We start from the raw sequence: 22,280 nt of genomic DNA, 5'->3' as shown, positions 1-22,280 counted from the left end.
AACGTACGGAAGGGTCAGGGGTCAGGCATGAGCGAGGCTGTTGCCGACACGGTCGCCGAGGCGGTCGCCGAACGGTTCACGGAGCTGTACGGCGCCGAGCCGCACGGCGTGTGGGCGGCGCCCGGCCGCGTCAACCTCATCGGCGAGCACACGGACTACAACGACGGCTTCGTCATGCCGTTCGCCCTGCCGCACACGGCGGTCGCGGCGGTCTCGGCCCGCGAGGACGGGGTGCTGCGCCTGCACTCGGCGGACGTCGAAGGAGCCGCGGGAGGCGTCACCGAACTCCGCCTCGACGACCTGGCCCCCGAGTCGGACAAGAACTGGACGGCGTACCCGGCGGGCGTGGTCTGGGCCCTGCGCGAGGCCGGTCACGCCGTCACGGGCGCGGACATCCACCTCGCCTCCACCGTCCCGTCGGGCGCGGGCCTGTCGTCGTCCGCCGCCCTGGAGGTCGTGGTCGCACTCGCCCTGAACGACCTCTTCTCCCTCGGCCTGAGGGGCTGGCAACTCGCCCGCCTCTGCCAGCGCGCGGAGAACGTCTACGTCGGCGCCCCCGTCGGCATCATGGACCAGACGGCGTCGGCGTGCTGCGAGGCGGGCCACGCCCTCTTCCTCGACACCCGCGACCTCTCCCAGAAGCAGATCCCCTTCGACCTGGCGGCCGAGGGCATGCGCCTCCTCGTCGTCGACACGCAGGTCAAGCACTCCCACAGCGAGGGCGAGTACGGCAAGCGCCGCGCCGGCTGCGAGAAGGGCGCGGCCCTGCTGGGCGTCAACGCCCTCCGGGACATCCCCTACGAGGAACTGGACGCGGCCCTGTCCCGCCTCGGTGACGACGAGGAGGTCCGCCGCCTGGTCCGCCACGTGGTCACGGAGGACGAGCGCGTCGAACGCGTCGTGTCCCTGCTGGAGTCGGGCGACGACACCCGCGCGATCGGCCCGATCCTGGTCGAGGGCCACGCATCGCTCCGGGACGACTTCCGCATCTCCTGCCCCGAACTCGACCTGGTCGTCGACACGGCCCTCGCCTCCGGCGCCCTCGGCGCCCGCATGACCGGCGGCGGCTTCGGCGGCTCGGCGATCGTCCTCACCGAGGAGACGGACGTCGACGCGATCACCAAGGCAGTGACCGAGGCCTTCGCGGCCGCGGGCTTCACCACGCCCCGAGTCTTCGAAGCGGTCCCCTCAGCGGGCGCCCGCCGAATCCACTGACACAGCACACCGAGAGCGGCTCCCTCACCCCCGGGCGAGGGAGCCGCTCTCGTCGTTGTCAGCGATTGACGGACTGGATTTCCCGAACCTGCACGTCGGTCGTGGTGGCGAACGTGCCGTTGGGCAGGTCACCACCCGTTCCGCCCGAGCCCTTCCAGGAGATCTCCCAGGTGAGCGTCGCCTCAAGGGGATAGGAACCGTCTCGCGACGACCGCAGGTACCGCACACCGCACGGAGGCGTCAGCTCCGCCTTGCCCCTCGCGTACGGCTCACCGATCGACCCGTCGTCGTTGATCCCGCACTCACCGGACGCCGGAAGGCTCTCCGCGTCCTGCGTCCCCGGATTGACGTGCAGACTCACCGGCTTGGCGGTCGTGGTCGCCCAGAGCCCGGTACCGGGCAGACTCGCCGTGACGGAGACCGGCTTGAAGGCGCCCTTGTCCAGCCAGATCCAGGTAGGCGCGTTCACCGTCGACTTGCCCTCCGGGGCCAGGGAGATCTTGGTCGGCGGCACAACGGTCCGCTGATGCGCCAGCCCGGCGAGGGTTTCGGTGTCGATGGCCTGGGGGACGTCGGGGGTCTTGCCGTTGTCCACCCAGAAGGGGTCACGCCTGCAGTCGTCGGCGGCAGGGTCGTTTTCCATCTTCGGGTTCTTGACGGCCACCCACCACATGCCCTCGTCGTTCTTGTCGACGTTGAAGTCCTTGTAGGGATGGCCCTTCTTGTAGCGAGCCTTGTCGTCCGCGATGCCCTCGGGCGCACCACCGGCGGACTCGTACATGGACCAGTTGGCCTCGGTGTAGGTCTTGAAGTCCTTGGCCTTCCAGTAGGGCTCGTACCAGCAGGCCGGCGGTTCCCAGTCCACGGCGGTGGACGTGACAGGGCCGCCTTCCTTCGAGGGCGCTGAACCCTTCACGTTGAAGGTGATCTTCGACTGCAGCACCCGTCCCGAGGCGTGACCGGACTCCTCGACGTCCCGGGATCCGTTGTTGCCGACTCCTCCAGCGACAGCGGTGTCCACCCCGAGGACGAACAGCGTGGAGGTGAGAACCGCGAGCGCTACGCGGCGCGTCACGGCTGGCACCGCTTGGCGCCCCGGTCCTCGTCAAGCTTCCAGATCTGCCAGACGCCGTCGCTGTTCTTCCTCACGCTGGTGTTGTAGTAGACGTAGCTGTCGGGCGAGGTCTCGACCACGTTCACCTTGTCGGTCTTGAGGTCCTTGACATTCGCGTTGCTCTCGTCCGCGCAGTACGTCACTGCCGCTGACGTCTTGTCGAACACCCTCACCTGGCGGTCGAAGTAGCGGAGAGTGCCGGCCCAGGCGGTCTTCCTGGCGATGTTGTCCTTCGCGTAGTAGTAGACGCCTGTCAGCGCGCTGTCCGTGTAGTAGAAGGCCATCCCGGACTTCTTCATGTCGCCGTACGCCATGGCCTGGTCCACCGTGCTGATGGCCCGTTCGTTGTCGGCGAGGATGGCGTCCTTCTGAGGGTCTCCGGTCTGCCGGTCCTCGAAGACGTTCTTCATGTCACTCGGCAGCTTGATCTCCGGCCGATCGATCCCGTCCGCAGACGCGGAAGCCGACGCGGAAGCTGATGGCGTCTCAGCGGAGTCCGCACCGGCGATCTTGTCGGACGACGACTCGTCACCTCCCCCCGAACCACAGGCGGTCAGCAGCAAGGCCGCAGAAGCGGTGAGCGCGGCCGTGAGGAGCCGAGCGGGGCGGTGCAATGTGTGCTCCCGTTGAGGTGGTGGTAGTGGGGGGTGGGTGGGGGGACAGCTCAAGCAAACCCACGCTATCGGGAGGCCGATGAGCGACAACCACGAGGTCTTCAGACCAGCCGCTTCGTCAGCGTGTACTCCGTGATTCCCGGCGGATAGTCCGGGATCGCGCACGTGATCTGGTACCCCTGCTTCACGTAGAAGCGCGGCGCCTGGAAGTCCCACGTCTCCAGGCGGGCCGCGCGGCAGTCGCGGGTGGTGGTGGCGAGGTGTTCCGCCTTCGCGAGCAACCGGGCGCCGAGGCCTTGGCCGCGGTGGCGTTCGTCGACCCACAGGTACGTCACGTGGAGCCAGGTCGCCCAGGTGTATCCGACCAGTCCGCCGGCGAGTTCGTCGGTGTCGTTCACAGCCCACACGTGCAACGGGACGTCCCGCTCGCCGGGCGTACCGCGCAGGGCGCGCAGGACCGGGGAGGCGGCTGTGTTCGCCTCTCGCAGGCGTGTGCGGAGCAGATCACGTCGGGCCTTGTCGACTTCTGTCTCAAGACGGAACATGCGGCACACCATAAACGCGTCGGACGGTCAGTTCTGCAAATAACCTTCCGCTCCGGGCCCCCGTCCGTACCCTGATGAACAGCACCGGTGGGGGCCGGTGCCGATCAGGGGGCGAGACAGCCGGGTACGACGCCCGGGGTGGGGGTACCGGTTTCTGCACGGCGGCGGCCGTGCGGCTGCGGCGCCCCGTCAGGCCGCGGCGAGGACGGACGGACAGACGCCGCGGATCTGGGCACTCCGGCGTCGTACCCGCGCGGTGTCGGCTTCCGACGATGGGGTATCCCCGCTCTTCGTGAGCTCGGGGGAGGGGGTTACGTGGTTCGCATCCGAGTCCTGGTCGTCGACGACCATCGCATCTTCGCCGAGTCACTCGCGGCGGCCCTGGCCGCCGAGCCCGATGTCGACGTGTCCGCGGCCGGCAGCGGCCCGGCCGCGCTGCGCAGCCTGGAGCGCGCCGTCGCCGAGGGGCGGCGGTTCGACGTGCTGCTCGTCGACGCCGACCTGGGTGGCAAGGTGCCGGGCGCCCGGCCGGCCGTCCCCGTGCAGGAGGGCAACGAGGACGGGCTCGTCGACGGGATCTCCCTCGTCACGGGAGTGCGCTCCGCGCAGCCGAACGTACGGATCGTCGTGCTCGCGGAGAAGGACGATCCGCGGCGGGCGGCGCTCGCCCTGCAGGCCGGGGCCTCCGGGTGGGTCGCCAAGGACTGCTCGCTGTCCCGGCTGCTGACCGTCATCCGCGGGGTGCTGCGCGACGAGACCCACCTGCCCCCCGCCCTGCTCACCGGCGTGCTGCGTGAGCTGACCGCCGCCCGCAAGCACCGCACCGAGAGCGAGCGGCTGGTGGAGTCCCTCACTCCGCGTGAGCGGGAAGTGTTGCGGTGCATGGTCGCGGGGCTGGGGCGCAAGGCCGTCGCCGAGCGCCTGTATCTGTCGCCGCACACCGTGCGGACCCATATGCAGAACGTTCTCGGCAAGCTGGGCGTGCACTCCACGCTCGCCGCGGTCGCCCTGGCCCGGCGGGCCGGGGTCGGGCCCGTCGACCTAGCCGGGGATGTTGTCGAACGGGGCGGTCAGCTGGCGTAGCAGCCCCGCCAGTTCGCCGCGCTGGGTGCGGGAGAGCTCCGCGAGGATCGCGCGCTCCTGGTCCAGCAGACCCGCCAGGGCCTGGTCCGCGCGGTCCCTGCCCTCGTCCGTCAGACGGACCAGGACGCCCCTGCGGTCGTTGGGGTCGGGAAGGCGCTCCACCAGGCCCTTCTTCGCCAGACGGTCGATGCGGTTCGTCATCGTGCCCGACGTGACCAGGGTCTGGGTGAGGAGCTGTCCGGGTGAGAGCTGGTACGGCGTGCCGGCGCGGCGCAGGGCCGTCAGGACGTCGAACTCCCACGGTTCCAGATGGTGCTCCGAGAAGGCCAGCCGGCGTGCCCGGTCCAGATGCCGGGCCAGTCTGCTCACACGGCTGAGCACCTCGAGCGGTTCCACGTCGAGGTCAGGGCGCTCACGGCGCCATGCTGCGACCAGCCGGTCGACCTCGTCCTCCATGACGATCAGTGTAAGGGTTGTGTCGACGTAGAGTCTCTTGATGTCCATTTTCTTGACATCAAGATAAGCATCCTGTCACGCTGAGTGTCATCACGAAGGCGCCAGGACACCAGGAGGACCCATGCCCGCAGCAGCCCCCACCTGGGACCCCGCGCAGTACCTCCGCCACGCCGACCACCGCGCCCGCCCCTTCACCGACCTCCTCGCGCGTGTCCCCGACCTGCCCGGCGCCCGGCCCCGCATCGCCGACCTCGGCTGCGGCCCCGGCAACGTCACCGCGCTGCTCGCCGCCCGCTGGCCCACCGCCCGCATCACCGGCTACGACAACTCGACCGAGATGCTCGACAAGGCCCACGTGGACCACGAGGGGCCCACCCCGGGCGGCGGCCACCTCGGCTTCGCGCACGCCGACGTCCGGACCTGGGTGCCCGACGAGCCGTACGACCTGATCCTCAGCAACGCCACGCTCCAGTGGGTGCCGGGGCACGTCGAGCGGTTCGCCGACTGGGTGGACGCGCTGAACCCCTCCGGGACGTTCGCCTTCCAGGTGCCGGGGAACTTCGACGCCCCCAGCCACCGGATCCTGCGCGAGCTCACGCACGCGCCGCGCTGGCGCGACCGGCTCGCCGGCACCCTGCGCCACGACGACGCCGTCCTCACACCCGAGGCCTACCTCGGGCGCCTCGCCTCCCTCGGCTGCACCGCCGACGTGTGGGAGACGACGTACATCCATCCCCTCCAGGGCGAGGACCCCGTGCTCGACTGGGTGAAGGGGACCGGGCTGCGGCCCGTGCTGACCGCGCTCGCCGACGACCCCGAGGCGCGGGAGGAATTCGTCGCCGAGTACCGGGCCGCCCTGCGCGAGGCCTATCCGGCGGGGCCGCACGGCACACCCTTCCCGTTCCGGCGCGTCTTCGCCGTGGCCCGCAAGGAGGGCTGACGGCCGAGGCTCTCGATGATCTGCCCCGGCAGGGCGTCACGCCTTGCGACGCCCTATCAGGTGCGGCTTCGCCTCCAGCCCGTCCAGACCGTGCCACGCCAGGTTCACCAGGTGCGCGGCCACCTCGGCCTTCTTCGGCTTGCGTACGTCCAGCCACCACTGGCCCGTCAGCGCGACCATGCCGACCAGGGCCTGGGCGTACAGCGGGGCCAGCTTGGAGTCAAAGCCGCGGCTCTTGAACTCGCGGCCCAGGATGTCCTCCACCTGCGTGGCGATGTCCGAGATCAGTGAGGCGAACGAACCGGTCGACTGGGGGATGGGGGAGTCACGGACCAGGATGCGGAAACCGTCCGTGTACTCCTCGATGTAGTCCAGCAGGGCGAAGGCCGCCTGTTCGCACAGTTCACGAGGGTGACCGGCCGTGAGCGAACTGGTGACCATGTCCAGCAGACGGCGCATCTCGCGGTCCACCACGACCGCGTAGAGGCCCTCCTTGCCGCCGAAGTGCTCGTAGACGACCGGCTTGGAGACCCCGGCCTTCGCCGCGATCTCCTCCACCGACGTGCCCTCGAACCCCTTCGCCGCGAAGAGCGTGCGACCGATCTCCAACAGCTGCTGACGGCGCTCGGCACCGGTCATCCGGGTGCGACGCGCTCGCCGCGGCTTGTCATTGCTGGGGGTGCTGCTCGAGTCGGTCGCCACAGCGACCATCATGCCGCCTCGGCGGGCTCCTTCCCGCGCGGGGAGCCACCTTCCCCGGCGTTACGGCGCGAATCGATACGCGAGCGTGACGGCCAGCGCACGTCGTACGCCCAGCCCAGCATCTCGAACCAGCGGATCAGCCGGGCGGAGGAGTCCAGCTGGCCGCGCATCACACCGTGCCGCGCGGACGTCGGGTCGGCGTGGTGCAGGTTGTGCCAGGACTCGCCGCAGGACAGCACCGCCAGCCACCACACGTTGCCCGACCGGTCGCGCGACTTGAAGGGCCGCTTGCCGACCGCGTGACAGATCGAGTTGATCGACCACGTCACGTGGTGCAGCAGAGCCACCCGCACCAGCGAGCCCCAGAAGAACCCGGTGAACGCACCCCACCAGGACATCGTGACCAGGCCGCCGATCAGCGCCGGGAGGGCCAGGGACACCACCGTCCACAGGACGAACTGGCGGGAGATGGCGCGGAGCGTCCCGTCCTTGATCAGGTCCGGGGCGTACTTCTCCTGCGACGTCTGCTCCTCGTCGAACATCCATCCGATGTGCGCCCACCACAGGCCCTTCATCAGGGCCGGAAGGGTCTCCCCGAACCGCCACGGCGAATGCGGGTCGCCCTCCGCGTCGGAGAACTTGTGGTGCTTGCGGTGATCGGCCACCCAGCGCACCAGCGGACCCTCCACCGCCATCGACCCCGCGATCGCCAACGCGATCTTCAACGGCCGCTTGGCCTTGAAGGAACCGTGCGTGAAGTGACGGTGGAAGCCGATCGTGATGCCGTGGCAGCCCAGGTAGTAGAAGAACACCAGCAGACCCAGGTCCAGCCAGCTCACGCCCCAGCCCCACGCCAGCGGCACCGCCGCCAGCAGAGCGAGGAACGGGACGGTGATGAAGAGGAGGAGGGAGATCTGTTCGATGGACCGCTTCTGTTCGCCACCCAGCGTGGCGGTCGGCGCAGCGGCGTCGGTGGCCTGACCGGGTGCCTTCGAAGCGTCTTCGATCACGTCGGAACTACTGGTCATACGCGTCCCCTGGGGGGTATGTGGATGGAGAAGTGGGGGTAGCCGGGCTACGGGGACCCGCATGGTGCTTCCTACGGTTCCGTAACCTACGGCTTCGTAAGTATGGCAGCGCGCCGCCCGGCGGCAAGGGCCCGAGAGCCTGCGCGTCCCCGCCGACACCTATCCTGGAGTCGGTCGGACAGCGCGGTCCGCTCTGATTTCTTCCCGGATGTCCGGCCCGTATGCGGCACCCGCCGCGCGAGACGCCGTCCGGGTTCCCCTCCCAGACGAGCTTCAACACTGCAAGGAGCCGCACCTGTGAGCAGTGCCGACGACCAGACCACGACGACGAGCAGTGAGCTGCGTGCCGACATCCGCCGACTGGGTGACCTCCTCGGAGAAACCCTCGTCCGGCAGGAGGGCCCCGAGCTCCTGGACCTGGTCGAGAAGGTCCGCCGACTCACCCGTGAGGACGGCGAGGCCGCCGCCGAGCTGCTGCGCGGCACCGAACTCGACACCGCGGCCAAGCTGGTCCGCGCCTTCTCCACCTACTTCCACCTGGCCAACGTCACCGAGCAGGTACACCGCGGCCGCGAGCTGCGCGCCCGGCGCGCAGCCGAAGGCGGACTCCTCGCCCGTACGGCCGACCGGCTCAAGGACGCCGACCCCGAACACCTGCGCGAGACCGTTCGCCACCTGAATGTTCGCCCCGTGTTCACGGCACACCCCACCGAAGCCGCGCGCCGGTCGGTCCTCAACAAGCTCCGGCGCGTCGCCGCGCTCCTCGACACCCCCGTCATCGAGTCCGACCGCCGCCGCCTCGACATCCGGCTGGCCGAGAACATCGACCTCGTCTGGCAGACCGACGAACTGCGCGTCGTCCGCCCCGAGCCCGCCGACGAAGCCCGCAACGCCATCTACTACCTCGACGAACTGCACGCCAACGCCGTCGGCGACGTCCTGGAGGACCTCACCGCCGAACTGGAGCGCGCCGGCGTCAAGCTCCCCGACGACACCCGCCCCCTCACCTTCGGCACCTGGATCGGCGGCGACCGCGACGGCAACCCCAACGTCACCCCCCAGGTGACCTGGGACATCCTCATCCTCCAGCACGAGCACGGCATCAACGACGCCCTGGAGACGATCGACGAACTCCGTGGCTTCCTCTCCAACTCCATCCGCTACGCCGGCGCCACCGAGGAACTGCTGACCTCCCTCCAGGCCGACCTCGAGAACCTCCCCGAGATCAGCCCCCGCTACAAGCGCCTCAACGCCGAAGAGCCCTACCGCCTCAAGGCCACCTGCATCCGGCAGAAGCTGGAGAACACCAAGAAGCGCCTCGCCAAGGGCACCGCCCACCGCGACGGCCGCGACTACCTCGGCACCGCCGAACTCCTCGACGACCTGCGGATCATCCAGCGTTCCCTGCGCGAGCACCGCGGCGGCCTCTTCGCCGACGGCCGCCTCGCCCGCACCATCCGCACCCTCGCCGCCTTCGGCCTCCAGCTCGCCACCATGGACGTCCGCGAACACGCCGACGCCCACCACCACGCCCTCGGCCAGCTCTTCGACCGCCTCGGAGAGGAGTCCTGGCGCTACGCGGACATGCCCCGCGACTACCGCGCCAAGCTCCTCGCCAAGGAACTCAGGTCCCGCAGGCCCCTCGCCCCCACCCCCGCACCCGTGGACGCGCCCGGCGAGAAGACCCTCGGCGTCTTCCAGACCGTGAAGAAGGCCCTGGAAGTCTTCGGACCCGAGGTCATCGAGTCGTACATCATCTCCATGTGCCAGGGCGCCGACGACGTCTTCGCCGCCGCCGTCCTCGCCCGCGAAGCCGGCCTCATCGACCTCCACGCCGGCTGGGCCAAGATCGGCATCGTCCCGCTCCTGGAGACCACCGACGAACTCAAGGCCGCCGACACCATCCTCGAGGACATGCTCTCCGACCCGTCCTACCGGCGCCTCGTCGCGCTGCGCGGCGACGTCCAGGAGGTCATGCTCGGCTACTCCGACTCCTCCAAGTTCGGCGGCATCACCACCAGCCAGTGGGAGATCCACCGCGCCCAGCGCCGCCTGCGCGACGTCGCCCACCGCTACGGCGTACGCCTGCGCCTCTTCCACGGCCGCGGCGGCACCGTCGGCCGCGGCGGCGGCCCCACCCACGACGCCATCCTCGCCCAGCCCTGGGGCACCCTCGAAGGCGAGATCAAGGTCACCGAGCAGGGCGAGGTCATCTCCGACAAGTACCTCATCCCGGCCCTGGCCAGAGAAAACCTGGAACTCACCGTCGCGGCCACCCTCCAGGCCTCCGCCCTGCACACCGCCCCCCGCCAGTCCGTCGAGGCCCTGTCCCGCTGGGACGCCGCCATGGACGTCGTGAGCGAAGCCGCCCACGCCGCCTACCGCCGCCTCGTCGAGGACCCCGACCTGCCGACGTACTTCCTCGCGTCGACGCCGGTGGACCAGCTCGCCGACCTGCACCTGGGCTCCCGGCCCTCCCGCCGCCCCGGCTCCGGCGTCTCGCTCGACGGCCTGCGCGCCATCCCGTGGGTCTTCGGCTGGACCCAGTCCCGGCAGATCGTCCCCGGCTGGTTCGGCGTCGGCTCCGGCCTCAAGGCACTGCGCGAGGCCGGCCTCGACACCGTCCTCGACGAGATGCACCAGGAGTGGCACTTCTTCCGCAACTTCATCTCCAACGTCGAGATGACCCTGGCCAAGACCGACCTGCGGATCGCCCAGCACTACGTCGACACCCTCGTCCCCGACGAGCTCAAGCACGTCTTCGACACCATCAAGGCCGAGCACGAACTCACCGTGCGCGAAGTACTGCGCGTCACCGGCGAGCAGGAACTCCTCGACGCCGCACCCGTCCTGAAGCAGACCTTCGCCATCCGCGACGCCTACCTCGACCCCATCTCCTACCTCCAGGTCGCCCTGCTCAAGCGGCAGCGCGACGCCGCCGGCGCCGGCGAACAGCCCGACCCGCTGCTCGCCCGCGCCCTGCTCCTCACCGTCAACGGCGTGGCGGCCGGCCTGCGCAACACCGGCTGAGCCCACCTCCCCGGACACGACCGTGCCCCCGAGCCCGTACAGGCTCGGGGGCACGGTCATCTCGTGCATCAGCCGCGACCGAACCTCCGGCGACGGAACACCAGGAACCCGCCCAACCCGACCAGCGCCACCGCACCGCCCGACAGCAGACCCACCGGAGCCCCGCTGCCCGTCTCGGCCAGATCACCCCCGGCAACACCCTGCGCAGACGCCGACGAGGACGCCGTCACACCCCCACCGGCCGGCGAACTCGGCGACGCCGACGCCCCCGGCTCACCCGACGGCGCCTCGGACACCCCGGACGACGGCGACGAGGAAGCCGACCCGGACGGCGTCGAACCACCCGGCTCCTGCCCGTCCTCGCAGTCCGTCCAGAACACCTTGTGCTTCGCGGCACCCTTCTCACCGTCGAAGTTCCAGAACAACTTGTAGTGCCCGTCGGGCAGCGACAGGTCCTCCGAACGGCCGTGCCCCTCGCCGTCCAGCGTCAGCGAACCGGACCCGACCGTCTCCCCCCTGTTCTCACTCGGGGGAACGGCATCGATGTGCCACTCGACCCGCTGACCGCCGTCAAAACCGAAAGCATCCAGGTAGAAGGTGCACACATGCGGCTCGTTACGCCGCAGCTCCTCACCCGTCGAAGCGTCATGGATCTTGACCGTGCCGTTGTCACCGGGAGGGGCGGCATGGGCGACCGGAGCGAGCAGGAGGACCACGGAAGCAGCGGCGCAGACAGCGCCGAGGCGGGGAAGGGTACGCATGGGCAGGCAGTCCGTCTTCGAGAAGTGACCGGGAAGATGTGGAGGGGGCGGCTCAGCTTCCAGCCCCACCCGAAGCCACGTCAATCACGAACACACAACGCTCGGCCACACCAAGAAAACCAAGGAACGGGACAACACCGAGAACACCTCACACCGCCACGAAAGCCGCCGTCAGCAACCCCACCCCCGACAACGCCAGCACCCACGCCACCCGCGTCCGCCGCAGACCACCCGCCACCACCACCGACGCCAGCAACAGCGCACCACCCAGCGGAATCCACGCGTACAACACCCCGGCCGGACCCGAACGAACCGCGTCATCACTGCCGGGCTTCATGACCACCGTGTAGGTCCGGCCCTTCTCCACCGCGACCGACTTCTCCAACTCGACCCGCGCCCGCGGCTGCGAACCCTGCGACAGCGGCGTGTACCGGCCCGTGCACATGTCCGCACCGCACCGCGTCACCTCGACCGCGCCGCTCTCCCGGCCCTTCGTCAGCATCACATGCTGCGCCGTACCCCACGACGCCCACACACCCGCGATCAGAATCAGCACCGCGACCGCACCCATCGTCGCGAACCGCCCGAACCGCAGCACGGTGACCGAGGCCGGGCGAGAGGAGGCGGCAGAGGCAGGCATGGCCGGGATCATTGGCCATGCCCGAACGGCCCGTCAACCTCGGTGGGTGACAAGTCAGGAGTTGTACGTGCTTTGCGCCCGCTCCAGGCCCTCGATCACCAGACACTCCACCGCGTCCGCCGCCCGGTCCACGAAGTAGTCCAGCTCCTTGCGCTCCACCGACGAGAAATCCCTCAGCACGAAATCCGCCACCGGCATCCGCCCCGGCGGCCGGCCGATCCCGAACCGCACCCGGTGATACTCCGACCCGAACGCCTTCGTCATCGACTTCAGCCCGTTGTGCCCGTTGTCCCCGCCCCCCAGCTTCAACCGCAACGTCCCGTAATCGATGTCCAACTCGTCATGAACCGCCACCACATGCGCGACCGGCACCTTGTAGAACTCCCGCAGCGTGTTCACCGGCCCACCCGACAGATTCATGTACGACATCGGCTTCGCCACGATCACCCGCCGATTCAACGGCCCCGGCGGCCCGATCCGCCCCTCGACCACCTGCGCCTGCGCCCGCCCGGCCCGCTTGAACCTCCCCCCGACCCGATCCGCCAGCAGATCGGCCACCATGAAGCCCACGTTGTGCCGGTTCCCCGCATACTCCGGCCCCGGATTACCCAGCCCCACGATCAACCAGGGAGCGGCAGCATCGGTCGTCACGTCCATGTCTCCTTCATACGCGTCGGCCGCTGCTCCGCACCGGAACAGCGGCCGACGAAACGACGACGGTGAGGATCAGGCCTCGGCGGCCTCTTCGCCCTCGGTCTCCTCGCCCTCCACGGCCTCCTCGGCCTGCGCGGCCAGGACCTGGAGAACGACGGTGTCCTCCTCGACGGCCAGCGTCGTGCCCTTGGGCAGCGTGATGTCCTTGGCCAGGATCGAGTCACCGGCCGACAGACCCTCGACGGAGACGGTCACCGACTCCGGGATGTGCGTGGCCTCGGCCTCGACCGGCAGCGCGTTCAGCACGTGCTCCAGCAGGAAGCCACCCGGGGCCAGCTCGCCCTCGGTATGGACGTAGATGTCCACGTTGACCCGCTCGCCGCGCTTCACCAGCAGCAGGTCCACGTGCTCCAGGAAGCCCTTCAGCGGGTCACGCTGCACGGCCTTCGGAATCGCCAGCTCCTTGGTCTTGCCGTCGATGTCCAGCGCGATCAGGACGTTCGGCGTACGCAGCGCCATCAGCAGGTCGTGGCCCGGAAGCGTCACGTGCAGCGGGTCCGAACCGTGCCCGTACAGGACACCCGGAACCTTGTCTTCACGACGGATACGGCGCGCGGCACCCTTGCCGAACTCGGTGCGCGTCGCGGCGGAGATCTTCACCTCGGACATGCTCACTCCTCGAAAGTCAGGTACGGACGTGGTCACCCGGCCACGAACGGCCTGCTACGAAGAGCGCGTCGATAACGGACCACCGCATCCCACACACGGGAACGGCCTCCCTCGCCGAGCAACTGCAGCAGTCTACTCGGCCAGAGAGGCCGCACCCAAAACGATCTACACAAGCCCCGCCAGGGACTCCTACTGCTCGTCGAACAGGCTCGTCACCGAACCGTCCTCGAACACCTCACGCACCGCACTCGCGATCGTCGGCGCGATCGACAGCACCGAGATCTTGTCCAGATCCCGGCTCAGCTCCGCCGGCGTCGGCAGCGTGTTCGTGAACACGAACTCACTCACCCGCGAGTTCTTCAGCCGGTCAGCCGCCGGACCCGACAGGACACCGTGCGTCGCCGTCACGATCACGTCCTCCGCACCATGCGCGAACAACGCGTCCGCGGCGGCACAGATCGTCCCACCCGTGTCGATCATGTCGTCCACCAGGACACACACCCGACCCTCGACCTCACCCACGACCTCGTGGACGGTCACCTGGTTCGCGACGTCCTTGTCCCGCCGCTTGTGCACGATCGCCAGCGGCGCACCCAGCCGGTCACACCAACGGTCCGCGACCCGCACCCGGCCCGCGTCCGGAGACACCACCGTCAGCTTGCCCTTGTCGACCTTGGCACCCACGTAGTCCGCCAGCAGCGGCAGCGCGAACAGGTGATCCACCGGACCGTCGAAGAACCCCTGGATCTGATCCGTGTGCAGATCCACGGTCAGGATCCGGTCCGCACCCGCGGTCTTCATCATGTCCGCGATCAGACGCGCCGAGATCGGTTCACGCCCCCGGTGCTTCTTGTCCTGCCGCGCGTAACCGTAGAACGGCACGATGACCGTGATGGACCGGGCCGACGCCCGCTTCAACGCGTCGATCATGATCAACTGCTCCATGATCCACTTGTTGATCGGAGCCGTGTGGCTCTGGATCAGGAAGCAGTCGGCACCACGCGCCGACTCCTGATAACGCACATAGATCTCACCGTTCGCGAAGTCGAAGGCCTTCGTCGGGACAACCCCGACACCCAGCTGCTGGGCGACCTCCTCGGCAAGCTCGGGGTGGGCGCGGCCGGAGAAGAACATCAACTTCTTCTCGCCGGTCGTCTTGATCCCGGTCACAGCACTTTCTCCTCAGAGGTTTCGCAGCTCGAAAGACCTCTCAGCCGGCTTGCGAGAGGCTGTCACAGCTGGTGGGGGTGCGGGTATGCACTTATCACCGTACGCCGTGTTTGTAGCACCGGTTTCCGGTCAGCCCTCGCCGGCCGACTCCCGGGAAGCCGCCTCGGCCGCCTTCGCCGCCGCGCTCCCCGGACGCTTACGAGCCACCCAACCCTCGATATTCCGCTGCTGACCACGGGCCACGGCCAGCGAACCGGGCGGCACATCCTTCGTGATCACGGACCCGGCGGCGGTGTACGCACCGTCTCCCACCGTGACAGGCGCCACAAACATGTTGTCCGCGCCCGTACGGCAATGCGACCCGATGGTCGTGTGGTGTTTGTCCTGACCGTCGTAGTTCACGATGACGCTCGCGGCACCGATGTTCGTCTGCTCACCGATCGTCGCGTCACCGACGTAAGAGAGGTGAGGGACCTTCGTCCCCTCCCCGATCGTCGCGTTCTTCGTCTCGACGTACGTCCCGATCTTGCCCTTCGCACCCAGCCGGGAACCCGGACGCAGGTACGCGTACGGCCCCACGGACGCCTCCGGACCCACCTCGGCACTCACCGCCACGGTGTTGTCCACCCGCGCACCCGCCCCGACCCGGGTGTCCGTCAGCCGGGAGTTGGGACCCACCTCCGCGCCCTCACCGAGGTGCGTGACCCCGTGCAACTGCGTACCCGGGTGGACGACCGCGTCCTGCTCGAACGTGACGGTGACGTCGACCCAGGTCGTCGCCGGGTCGATGACCGTCACACCCGCCAGCATCGCCCCGGTCAGCAGCCGGTCGTTGAGAATCCGGCGGGCCTCGGACAACTGCACACGGTTGTTGATACCGGCGATCTCACGATGATCGCCGGCCACCGACGCGCCCACCCGGTGACCGGCCTCGCGCAGGATCCCCAGCACATCGGTCAGGTACTCCTCGCCCTGGCTGTTGTCCGTCCGCACCTTCTTCAGCGCGTCGGCGAGCAGCTGGCCGTCGAACGCGAACACACCCGAGTTGATCTCACGGATCGACCGCTGGACGTCGGTGGCGTCCTTGTGCTCGACGATGGCGGTGACGGCGCCGGTGTCGTCACGGACGATCCGGCCGTAGCCGGTCGCGTCCGGCACCTCGGCGGTCAGCACGGTGACCGCGTTGCCGTCGGCGGAGTGGGTGGCGGCGAGGGCCTGGAGCGTCGCGCCACTGAGCAGGGGAGTGTCCCCGCACACGACCACGACGGTCCCGTCGACGGCCCCGCCGAGCTCTTCCAGGCCCATCCGCACGGCGTGCCCGGTGCCGTTCTGCTCGGCCTGCACGGCGGTACGGACGTCGGGGGCGATGTCACCGAGGTGCGCGGTGACCTTCTCCCGGGCGTGGCCGACCACGACGACCAGGTGCTCGGGGTTCAGCTCACCTGCGGCGGCGAGCACATGCCCCACGAGACTGCGGCCGCAGATCTCGTGCAGGACCTTGGGTGTGGCCGACTTCATACGGGTGCCCTCACCCGCTGCGAGAACGACGACGGCTGCCGGGCGGTTGGCGCTCACGGGATGCCCTTCGGCTGTGGATGGGGTGGGGTGACATCCGCAGGATACCGGGGGGTTTTGTGGGGGGTATGGGTGCGGGTCCCGACCGACATTTCAGCAGCCAGGACCCGAACCGAGTATGGGCTCCCCCGCCAGGACTCGAACCCGGACAGATGGCACCAAAAGCCACAGTGCTTACCAATTACACCACGGGGGAACAATCTCGACTAAACCGGACATTTAGTCAGGCCGCCGAGTGGCGCCTCCTACTATGCCGTACCAGGCGCCCTCCATGCGACGATACAAGTCGGCGCTTCTCGTTACGTAGATGGCCAAGCAGCCTCGATAGGAATCGCCGACGTTCTTGCGCACGGTTTTCGGGTTGTGCCTCTTCAGCGTGGTGCGTTGGAAGGCCGAAGCGTCCACGCCGACGAGCTCGGCCCAGTAGGTCTCGGCCTCCGCCACGTCTGCCGACTCGTGGATGTAGACACGGAATCGGAGGCGCTCACGCTCGACGTGCAACGACTCGAGCCAGCACAGGTAGAAGTGGATGACGTTCGGGTCGCTGTTGATGAACTGGAGAACCTCGCGGCGCTGTCGGCCGTGTGCTTTGTCTTTGGCGCCCTCGGCCCAGTAGAGGACGACGCCTGCCAGGAACAGCTCCCGGGGCGAGAGCTCGCCGACCGCTCTCTTGGCGGCCTCCTTCGTCAGCTGCCGTTCCTCGTCGCGTACCGGCAGTTCGTGCTCCCACCTCCGCTGCGCCGCCAGCTTTGCCTGTTCGGTCGGAGCGCGACGCTCCGGCCTCGGCAGGTCCCGCACCCACAGCGAGATCGAACTCTTCGAGCACCCCAGCTCCACCTGGATCTGGTCGTACGTCCAGCCCTGGAGCCGGAGCTCCCTCGCCCTTTCCCGCAGGTCGTCCTTCGCGTTCGGGCGCTTCGTCCAGGCCGGCGGGGGTTCGCCCTCCAGGAGTCGGTTGAGGATGTCGTTGTTGTCGACGTGCAGCCGGTCGCGGATCTGGCGGCGGCTGAGCCCTGCCCGCCGCAACGTCATCGCCCTTTCCCGCAGTCCTTCGAAGTCGGCGTATTTGCCAGATGCATGTGTCATAGGCATACCGTCCGGGCGGAATGGAGGCCTCCGGGGTCGAACGGTGAGCGATTCAGCAGTTCGAGGGATACCGGGTGGTATGGCGTCCGAACGGTCACGGAGTGTGGTGTAGGCCAGTCCGGGAAACTCATCGGAAAACCGGCGGGAGGCGCCCGTAGGCTGGAGGCATGACCGCGACGGGGGAAGACCATGTGGCGGCCCAGGGAGGGCCGTGGTGGTGGGCCAGACGGCGCAGTGCCGTGTTCGATGCGAGTCTGGCCGTGGTGTCCGCGCTGGAGTGCGGGCTGGAAGGGATTCCGTTCGCCAGGGACGCGGGGATCCCGGTCGTGGCGGGGGTGGTGTTCGGGCTGCTCGCCGGGGCCGTGCTGGTGGTGCGGCGGCGGTGGCCGATCGCTGTCGTGCTGGTCTCGATCGCCATCACGCCCGCCGAGATGGGTTTCCTGATGGGCGTGGTCGGTCTGTACACGCTCGCCGCGTCGGAGCTGCCCCGGCGGATCATCGGTTCGCTGGCGGGGATGTCGCTGGTGGGGACGCTCATCGTGACGTTCGTGAAGACGCAGCAGGACATGGTGCGGGGGGATCTGGAGCTGGGGGACTGGTTCGTGCCCTTCGCGGCGATCACGATGTCGCTGGGGTTCACGGCGCCTCCGGTGCTGCTGGGGCTGTACGTGGGGGCGCGGCGGCGTCTGATGGAGAGCTTGCGGGAGCGTGCGGACAGTCTGGAGCGGGAGCTTCAGTTGCTGGCGGAGCGGGCTGAGGAGCGGGCGGAGTGGGCGCGGAACGAGGAGCGGACGCGGATCGCCCGGGAGATGCACGATGTGGTCGCGCATCGGGTGAGTCTGATGGTGGTGCATGCCGCGGCGCTTCAGGCCGTTGCTCGTAAGGATCCCGAGAAGGCGGTGCGGAATGCGGCGCTGGTGGGGGACATGGGGCGGCAGGCGTTGACCGAGTTGCGGGAGATGCTCGGGGTGTTGCGCAGTGGTGGGGAGGAGCGGCGGGTGTCTGCCGCGTCGGTGCCGTTGGCGGCGGTGGGGGTGGCTGCTGCGGCGGCGGCTTCGCGGGCGGCTGATGACGAGGGGCCGTGTCTGGCGGAGCTGGAGGAGTTGGTGGGGCAGTCGGCGGCGGCGGGGATGGTGGTGGCTCTGTCGGTGGAGGGGGATGCGCGGTCGTATGCGCCGGAGGTCGAGCAGACGGCGTATCGGGTGGTGCAGGAGGCGTTGACGAACGTCCACAAGCATGCGGCGGGTGCGAAGACGTATGTGCGGTTGGCGCATCGGGTGTCGGAGATCGCGATGCAGGTGGAGAACGAGCCGCCGGAGGCGGCGGCGTCGTCGGCTCGGTTGCCGTCCGGGGGGAACGGGCTGGTGGGGATGAAGGAGCGGGTGTCGGCGTTGGGTGGGGTGTTCGTGTCGGGGCCGACGGATGCGGGGGGTTTTCGGGTGTCGGCGGTGATTCCGGCGTCGTAGGCCGGTCAGGCGGTTGTCAGGCGGCTGGGTTCGGTGCCGGCGATGAGGGTGGAGAGGGCTTGGTCGATGTCGGGGCCGAGGTACCAGTCGCCGGTGTGGTCGAGGGTGTAGACGCGGCCGTCGGAGTCGATGGCGAGGAGGCCTTGGTGGTCGGTTTCGGCGCCGAGTGGGCAGACCTCGGTGCCGAGGGCGCGGCCGAGGTCGCCGAGGGTGCGGGCCATGTGGAGGCCGTGCAGGGGGTCGAGGTGGAGGGTGGCGGGGGCGACCTGGCGGCCGGGGCCGGTGGGGGTGATGTGGAGGCCGCCGAACTCGGCCCAGGCTTCGACGGCGGCGGGGAAGACGCTGTGGCGGTGGCCGGCGGGTGAGGCGTGGTCGCGCAGGGCGTCGGCCCAGATCTCGGCCTGTTTGATGTCCCAGCGTCCGGGTTGCCAGCCGGCGGCGCGCAGGGCGGCGTCGACGGGTACGGCGAAGCGGGTGGTGGAGGTGCGGTCGGTGTGCATCTGCCGTTCGTCTCGTCGGGGTCGTGGGGCGGCGTGAGGTGTGCGCCGTGTTGCGTGGTGTTCCCGGTGGGGTGCCTCAGCCGTTCTGGGACGCGGGGTCGACCACGCGGACTCCGAAGTGGGCGCTGAGCGCGGTGCAGGCGCGGCAGGGGGTGGCGAAGCTGCCGTGGAGGGGGTCGCCGTCTTCGCGGATGCGGCGGGCGGTGAGTTTGGCCTGTTTGAGGGCTTTGCGGGCTTCGCCGTTGGTCATGGGTTTGCGTGCCGCGCGTTTGCTGCGGGCGGTGTCGGCGGCGGCGATGTGGCGGGAGATGAGGATGGTTTCGGCGCAGCGGCCGGTGAAGCGGTCGCGTTGGGCGCTGGTGAGGGTGTCCAGGAAGTCCTGGACGAGGGGGTGCAGGGCGGGGGGTGTGTCGCCGCGGGCGGCGGTGCCGGTGAGGGTGGTGCCGCGGACGGAGAGGGCGGCGGCGACGGTGGGGAGGATGCCGTCGCGGCGGTGGTGGAGGACGGGGGTGTGGGTGGCGGCGGTGGCGCTCCAGCCGATGCGGGGGTCGCCGCCTCGGGGGTCGCCGGTGCGTGGGTCGCCGGCGTGCGGGTCACTGGCATGCGGGTCGCCGGCTCGGGGGTCGCCGTTTCGTGGGTCGGCGGACCTGCCGGTGTGCTGTCCCGTCTGCGTCGCGTTCATGATCGTCTTCCCCTCCGTGCATCCCCCCGGGGGTCACAGACTGCCAAATGCCGTGGCTGGTGCGGAAGCTGGGGCGCGGTGACACGCCCGTACCGGGGCGTGGCGTCACGGTGGGGTGACGCCTGGTCACGGAAGCGGAGGGGCCGCTGACCGGTGCCGGTGACCGGTGTCGCCGTACCGCATAGGCTGTCGGCACCGCGGGCCATGCGGTGATCCGTTCGGAGATCGATGCAGTGAACCGGAGGGTGATCCGCGCGGTGCGCGCGTGCAGTGCAGAGAAGTCGAGACAGCAGACGTGACAGTCGATACGGGCCGTTGGACGCCGAAGGTGGTCGACACGGGTCGTACAGAGTGCCGCAGGGGGCAACCGCCATGACGACAGGTCGGCTCGGGCAGCAAGCCGCGCCGCCGAACGCGGCCTACGCCGGGCAGGTCGTGCATTTCCCGGACCCGGTCCGGGCGACCCGTCACCCGAGGGGGGTACGGGTCGACGAGCGTGGCTACCCCGACTTCTCGCCCTACGCGCGTGCGGCGGCGGAGATCGCGGAGCCGCCGGAGGGTTTCGGTGTGGACGAGTTGCGGCTGACGGACTACGTGTCGGCGAACTCGGCGCTGGCGGCGTCCGGGCATGAGTTGTGGGACACGGTGCCGGCGGTGGCGACGCCGCACGGCTGGACGTGGCACCACGCGGTGGGCTCGCGTCGGCTGGAGCTGGTTCCGGTCGAGGTGAAGGCGTTGCTGCGGCATCACGGCGGTGTGGCCACGTCGGGTGTCGACCACGGCAAGCGTGGCACGCGGCCGTTGCAGGAGACGCGTCCGGCGCACTTCGGGCTGCCGAAGTCGGGCGTGGCGGTGACGGAGTCGCAGGTGCAGGGGGTCGAGGAGGACCTCGGCTACCGGCTGCCGGGCGCGTACCGGTCGTTCCTGAAGGCGGCGGGGGGTTGTGCGCCGGTGGGTGCCGCGCTGGACGCGGAGCTGGGGTTGCTGGTCGACCAGCCGTTCTTCACGGTGCGCGACGAGGCGGCCGTCAATGACCTGGTGTACGTCAACAAGTGTCTGCGTGACCATCTGACCAAGGACTACCTGGGGGTTGGCTTCGTCCAGGGCGGGCTGCTGGCCGTGAAGGTGAAGGGCGACCGGATCGGGTCGGTGTGGTTCTGCTCGTACGACGACGCGCGGGACGTGGATCCCTCGGTGCCGCCGGCGGAGCGGGTGGAGCGGTTGCTGCTGCCGTGCGGGGACGACTTCGACGTCTTCCTGTCGCGGCTGGCCGGTAATCCGCCGGAGTTGGAGACGGTGGCGAACCTGATGGTGGACGGCGGGTTCGCGCGTGTGGCGCCGGTGGGCGCGGTGTCGTCCTCGGCTGTGGGGGAGTGACTTCGGCGATGGTGACCTTCGCACAGGCGCAGGAGCGCGCGGAAGAGTGGATCAACGGGGATCTGCCGTCGTACCAGCATCGTGAGGTGCGGGTGCGGGAGTTCGATCTCGGGTTCGTGGTGTGGGCCGAGGACCGTGCGGACGGGCCGCGTTCGGACGGCGGTGCGCAGCGGCTGGTGATCGCGCGCGACAGTGGCGAGGCGACGCTGTGGCCGGGGCTGCCGGTGGGTGAGGTGATCCGCCGGTACGAGGAGGAGTACGGCCGTCCGGACGCGGTGGAGGATCCGGCGCCGGCGCGTCCCGCGCGGGTGGATCTGAATCAGACGTCGTTCCTGCTGACTCCGCCGGAGTGGTTGCAGGATGCCGCCGACAAGATGGGGATTCCGGATCGGCGCAGTGGTGGTGCCGGGGCGGGCGCCGCACCGGCCTCTCCCCCTCCTTCTGTTTCCGCTTCTGCCGCTGAGCCGGCTGGTGGTTCCGTCGGGGATTCCGTCTCCGGGAGTGGTACGTCGTGGCCGGCTGCTGGAGGCAGCGACTCCGGCGATTTTGGGGAGGTGGCGCCGGGTGCGCCTGCCGGGGCGACGCCCTGGGCCGGTACGGACACCAACGCGGATGCCGGGGACGACCGTTCCGTGCCGCTGCCCGCGACGGTCTTCGCGCCGCCGCTGAGCGAGGCCGACGGTGAGGCGCCGCAGCCGCCGACGGCGACCCCCGACGCCAAGACGGCGCTGATCTCGGGGGGCAGTCAGCTTCCGCCGACGGCGGTGTCGCCGGCGGTCGAGGATCCGAACGCGCAGGGTGGTGTGCCCGGGGCGGCCGCTCCCGCACCTGCGTCTGGCGAGCCGGGCTATGGCTATCCGCCGGGGCCGGGCGGGGCTCCCGGGGTTGCCGGGTACGCCGCCCGGTGGTGTGCCGCGGGGCGTACGCCTCCGCCCGCGCCGGGTGGGCAGCCGTACGGGTATCCGCAGGGTGG

Annotated in this window: 21 protein-coding genes, 1 tRNA gene and 1 pseudogene; 7 read left to right on the top strand and 16 right to left on the bottom strand. The window is 69.5% G+C overall.

Annotation, left to right across the window (positions count from 1 at the left end; genetic code table 11):
- The first annotated feature begins 27 nt into the window (after positions 1–27).
- Positions 28–1,215: a galactokinase gene (gene galK, locus SSQG_RS15940; RefSeq protein WP_003990817.1), complete on the top strand. Its 1,188-nt coding sequence runs from the start codon at positions 28–30 to the stop codon at positions 1,213–1,215.
- Positions 1,216–1,273: 58 nt separating this feature from the next.
- Here the strand turns inward: galK and SSQG_RS15935 are convergent, their stop codons facing one another.
- The 3 genes from SSQG_RS15935 to SSQG_RS15925 all read right to left on the bottom strand — a co-directional run bounded on the left by SSQG_RS15935 (position 1,274) and on the right by SSQG_RS15925 (position 3,500).
- Positions 1,274–2,290 carry a hypothetical protein gene (locus tag SSQG_RS15935; protein ID WP_244299145.1) on the bottom strand — a complete coding sequence of 339 codons (1,017 nt, stop codon included), beginning with the start codon at positions 2,288–2,290 and terminating at the stop codon, positions 1,274–1,276.
- Positions 2,287–2,739, bottom strand: coding sequence for a hypothetical protein (locus SSQG_RS15930; RefSeq protein ID WP_244299143.1), 453 nt, complete (start codon positions 2,737–2,739; stop codon positions 2,287–2,289). Before SSQG_RS15930 ends, SSQG_RS15935 begins: the two co-directional genes overlap by 4 nt.
- A gap of 305 nt (positions 2,740–3,044) precedes the next feature.
- Entirely contained in the window at positions 3,045–3,500 is a 456-nt protein-coding gene (locus tag SSQG_RS15925) for a GNAT family N-acetyltransferase (protein WP_003990814.1), read from the bottom strand.
- A 303-nt stretch (positions 3,501–3,803) separates the two neighbouring features.
- Between SSQG_RS15925 and SSQG_RS15920 the strand changes: the two genes are divergently transcribed.
- On the top strand, positions 3,804–4,571 hold the full coding sequence (locus SSQG_RS15920) for a LuxR C-terminal-related transcriptional regulator (protein ID WP_031117914.1): 768 nt from the start codon (positions 3,804–3,806) through the stop codon (positions 4,569–4,571).
- On the opposite strand, the gene tamR is transcribed toward SSQG_RS15920, so the two are convergent.
- On the bottom strand, positions 4,530–5,027 hold the full coding sequence (gene tamR, locus SSQG_RS15915) for a MarR family transcriptional regulator TamR (RefSeq protein WP_003990812.1): 498 nt from the start codon (positions 5,025–5,027) through the stop codon (positions 4,530–4,532). The genes SSQG_RS15920 and tamR overlap by 42 nt on opposite strands.
- A gap of 121 nt (positions 5,028–5,148) precedes the next feature.
- Here tamR and SSQG_RS15910 point away from each other — a divergent pair, with 121 nt between their 5' ends.
- Positions 5,149–5,967, top strand: coding sequence for a trans-aconitate 2-methyltransferase (locus SSQG_RS15910; RefSeq protein ID WP_003990811.1), 819 nt, complete (start codon positions 5,149–5,151; stop codon positions 5,965–5,967).
- 36 nt (positions 5,968–6,003) lie between these two features.
- On the opposite strand, the gene SSQG_RS15905 is transcribed toward SSQG_RS15910, so the two are convergent.
- Both SSQG_RS15905 and SSQG_RS15900 read right to left on the bottom strand, forming a co-directional pair.
- Complete coding sequence (locus SSQG_RS15905; RefSeq protein WP_003990810.1) at positions 6,004–6,681, bottom strand: TetR/AcrR family transcriptional regulator; 678 nt, start codon at positions 6,679–6,681, stop codon at positions 6,004–6,006.
- Entirely contained in the window at positions 6,678–7,697 is a 1,020-nt protein-coding gene (locus tag SSQG_RS15900) for an acyl-CoA desaturase (protein WP_003990809.1), read from the bottom strand. Before SSQG_RS15900 ends, SSQG_RS15905 begins: the two co-directional genes overlap by 4 nt.
- A 297-nt stretch (positions 7,698–7,994) precedes the next feature.
- Between SSQG_RS15900 and ppc the strand changes: the two genes are divergently transcribed.
- Positions 7,995–10,727, top strand: a complete 2,733-nt coding sequence (gene ppc, locus SSQG_RS15895; protein ID WP_003990808.1) for a phosphoenolpyruvate carboxylase — start codon at positions 7,995–7,997, stop codon at positions 10,725–10,727.
- A gap of 68 nt (positions 10,728–10,795) precedes the next feature.
- On the opposite strand, the gene SSQG_RS15890 is transcribed toward ppc, so the two are convergent.
- The 8 genes from SSQG_RS15890 to SSQG_RS15855 form a co-directional block, all read right to left on the bottom strand.
- The gene (locus tag SSQG_RS15890; RefSeq protein WP_003990807.1) at positions 10,796–11,488 is read right to left on the bottom strand and encodes an LPXTG cell wall anchor domain-containing protein; all 693 of its coding nucleotides are present in this window, start codon (positions 11,486–11,488) and stop codon (positions 10,796–10,798) included.
- Between the two features lie 148 nt (positions 11,489–11,636).
- Positions 11,637–12,128, bottom strand: coding sequence for a hypothetical protein (locus SSQG_RS15885; RefSeq protein WP_039935115.1), 492 nt, complete (start codon positions 12,126–12,128; stop codon positions 11,637–11,639).
- A 54-nt stretch (positions 12,129–12,182) separates the two neighbouring features.
- Positions 12,183–12,785 (bottom strand): aminoacyl-tRNA hydrolase, encoded by a 603-nt coding sequence (pth, locus tag SSQG_RS15880; RefSeq protein ID WP_003990805.1) that lies wholly within the window; start codon positions 12,783–12,785, stop codon positions 12,183–12,185.
- Positions 12,786–12,854: 69 nt separating this feature from the next.
- The gene (locus SSQG_RS15875; protein WP_003990804.1) at positions 12,855–13,451 is read right to left on the bottom strand and encodes a 50S ribosomal protein L25/general stress protein Ctc; all 597 of its coding nucleotides are present in this window, start codon (positions 13,449–13,451) and stop codon (positions 12,855–12,857) included.
- Positions 13,452–13,640: 189 nt separating this feature from the next.
- Entirely contained in the window at positions 13,641–14,621 is a 981-nt protein-coding gene (locus SSQG_RS15870; protein ID WP_003990803.1) for a ribose-phosphate diphosphokinase, read from the bottom strand.
- 129 nt (positions 14,622–14,750) lie between these two features.
- Entirely contained in the window at positions 14,751–16,196 is a 1,446-nt protein-coding gene (glmU, locus tag SSQG_RS15865; RefSeq protein WP_003990802.1) for a bifunctional UDP-N-acetylglucosamine diphosphorylase/glucosamine-1-phosphate N-acetyltransferase GlmU, read from the bottom strand.
- Positions 16,197–16,319: 123 nt separating this feature from the next.
- Positions 16,320–16,392, bottom strand: a tRNA-Gln gene (locus tag SSQG_RS15860).
- A gap of 23 nt (positions 16,393–16,415) precedes the next feature.
- Positions 16,416–17,282: a hypothetical protein gene (locus SSQG_RS15855; protein ID WP_039932832.1), complete on the bottom strand. Its 867-nt coding sequence runs from the start codon at positions 17,280–17,282 to the stop codon at positions 16,416–16,418.
- A 167-nt stretch (positions 17,283–17,449) separates the two neighbouring features.
- Here SSQG_RS15855 and SSQG_RS15850 point away from each other — a divergent pair, with 167 nt between their 5' ends.
- The gene (locus tag SSQG_RS15850; RefSeq protein ID WP_003990800.1) at positions 17,450–18,748 is read left to right on the top strand and encodes a sensor histidine kinase; all 1,299 of its coding nucleotides are present in this window, start codon (positions 17,450–17,452) and stop codon (positions 18,746–18,748) included.
- A gap of 5 nt (positions 18,749–18,753) precedes the next feature.
- On the opposite strand, the gene SSQG_RS15845 is transcribed toward SSQG_RS15850, so the two are convergent.
- Entirely contained in the window at positions 18,754–19,248 is a 495-nt protein-coding gene (locus SSQG_RS15845; protein ID WP_003990798.1) for an SUKH-3 domain-containing protein, read from the bottom strand.
- A 76-nt stretch (positions 19,249–19,324) separates the two neighbouring features.
- On the bottom strand, positions 19,325–19,930 hold the full coding sequence (locus SSQG_RS15840; RefSeq protein WP_003990797.1) for a YwqJ-related putative deaminase: 606 nt from the start codon (positions 19,928–19,930) through the stop codon (positions 19,325–19,327).
- Positions 19,931–20,302: 372 nt separating this feature from the next.
- Here SSQG_RS15840 and SSQG_RS15835 point away from each other — a divergent pair, with 372 nt between their 5' ends.
- Positions 20,303–21,307, top strand: a complete 1,005-nt coding sequence (locus SSQG_RS15835) for an SMI1/KNR4 family protein (RefSeq protein WP_003990796.1) — start codon at positions 20,303–20,305, stop codon at positions 21,305–21,307.
- 8 nt (positions 21,308–21,315) lie between these two features.
- Positions 21,316–22,280: pseudogene (locus tag SSQG_RS15830) on the top strand (SUKH-4 family immunity protein); the annotation flags it as partial.

Source organism: Streptomyces viridochromogenes DSM 40736, from assembly GCF_000158955.1.
Classification (GTDB): Bacteria; Actinomycetota; Actinomycetes; order Streptomycetales; family Streptomycetaceae; genus Streptomyces; species Streptomyces venetus.
Note: the sequence above shows the minus strand (reverse complement) of the source record. Positions and strands in the feature narration are given on the sequence as shown.

Excerpts from the sequence above, each read along its gene's own strand:
- tamR (WP_003990812.1), bottom strand. The coding sequence starts at position 5,027 with ATGGAGGACGAGGTCGACCGGCTGGTCGCAGCATGGCGCCGTGAGCGC.
- SSQG_RS15885 (WP_039935115.1), bottom strand. The coding sequence starts at position 12,128 with ATGCCTGCCTCTGCCGCCTCCTCTCGCCCGGCCTCGGTCACCGTGCTG.
- SSQG_RS15875 (WP_003990804.1), bottom strand. The coding sequence starts at position 13,451 with ATGTCCGAGGTGAAGATCTCCGCCGCGACGCGCACCGAGTTCGGCAAG.
- galK (WP_003990817.1), top strand. The coding sequence starts at position 28 with ATGAGCGAGGCTGTTGCCGACACGGTCGCCGAGGCGGTCGCCGAACGG.
- SSQG_RS15930 (WP_244299143.1), bottom strand. The coding sequence starts at position 2,739 with ATGAAGAACGTCTTCGAGGACCGGCAGACCGGAGACCCTCAGAAGGAC.
- SSQG_RS15925 (WP_003990814.1), bottom strand. The coding sequence starts at position 3,500 with ATGGTGTGCCGCATGTTCCGTCTTGAGACAGAAGTCGACAAGGCCCGA.
- SSQG_RS15840 (WP_003990797.1), bottom strand. The coding sequence starts at position 19,930 with ATGAACGCGACGCAGACGGGACAGCACACCGGCAGGTCCGCCGACCCA.
- SSQG_RS15855 (WP_039932832.1), bottom strand. The coding sequence starts at position 17,282 with ATGACACATGCATCTGGCAAATACGCCGACTTCGAAGGACTGCGGGAA.
- pth (WP_003990805.1), bottom strand. The coding sequence starts at position 12,785 with ATGGACGTGACGACCGATGCTGCCGCTCCCTGGTTGATCGTGGGGCTG.
- SSQG_RS15845 (WP_003990798.1), bottom strand. The coding sequence starts at position 19,248 with ATGCACACCGACCGCACCTCCACCACCCGCTTCGCCGTACCCGTCGAC.
- SSQG_RS15905 (WP_003990810.1), bottom strand. The coding sequence starts at position 6,681 with ATGATGGTCGCTGTGGCGACCGACTCGAGCAGCACCCCCAGCAATGAC.
- SSQG_RS15850 (WP_003990800.1), top strand. The coding sequence starts at position 17,450 with ATGACCGCGACGGGGGAAGACCATGTGGCGGCCCAGGGAGGGCCGTGG.
- SSQG_RS15890 (WP_003990807.1), bottom strand. The coding sequence starts at position 11,488 with ATGCGTACCCTTCCCCGCCTCGGCGCTGTCTGCGCCGCTGCTTCCGTG.
- SSQG_RS15900 (WP_003990809.1), bottom strand. The coding sequence starts at position 7,697 with ATGACCAGTAGTTCCGACGTGATCGAAGACGCTTCGAAGGCACCCGGT.
- SSQG_RS15910 (WP_003990811.1), top strand. The coding sequence starts at position 5,149 with ATGCCCGCAGCAGCCCCCACCTGGGACCCCGCGCAGTACCTCCGCCAC.
- SSQG_RS15835 (WP_003990796.1), top strand. The coding sequence starts at position 20,303 with ATGACGACAGGTCGGCTCGGGCAGCAAGCCGCGCCGCCGAACGCGGCC.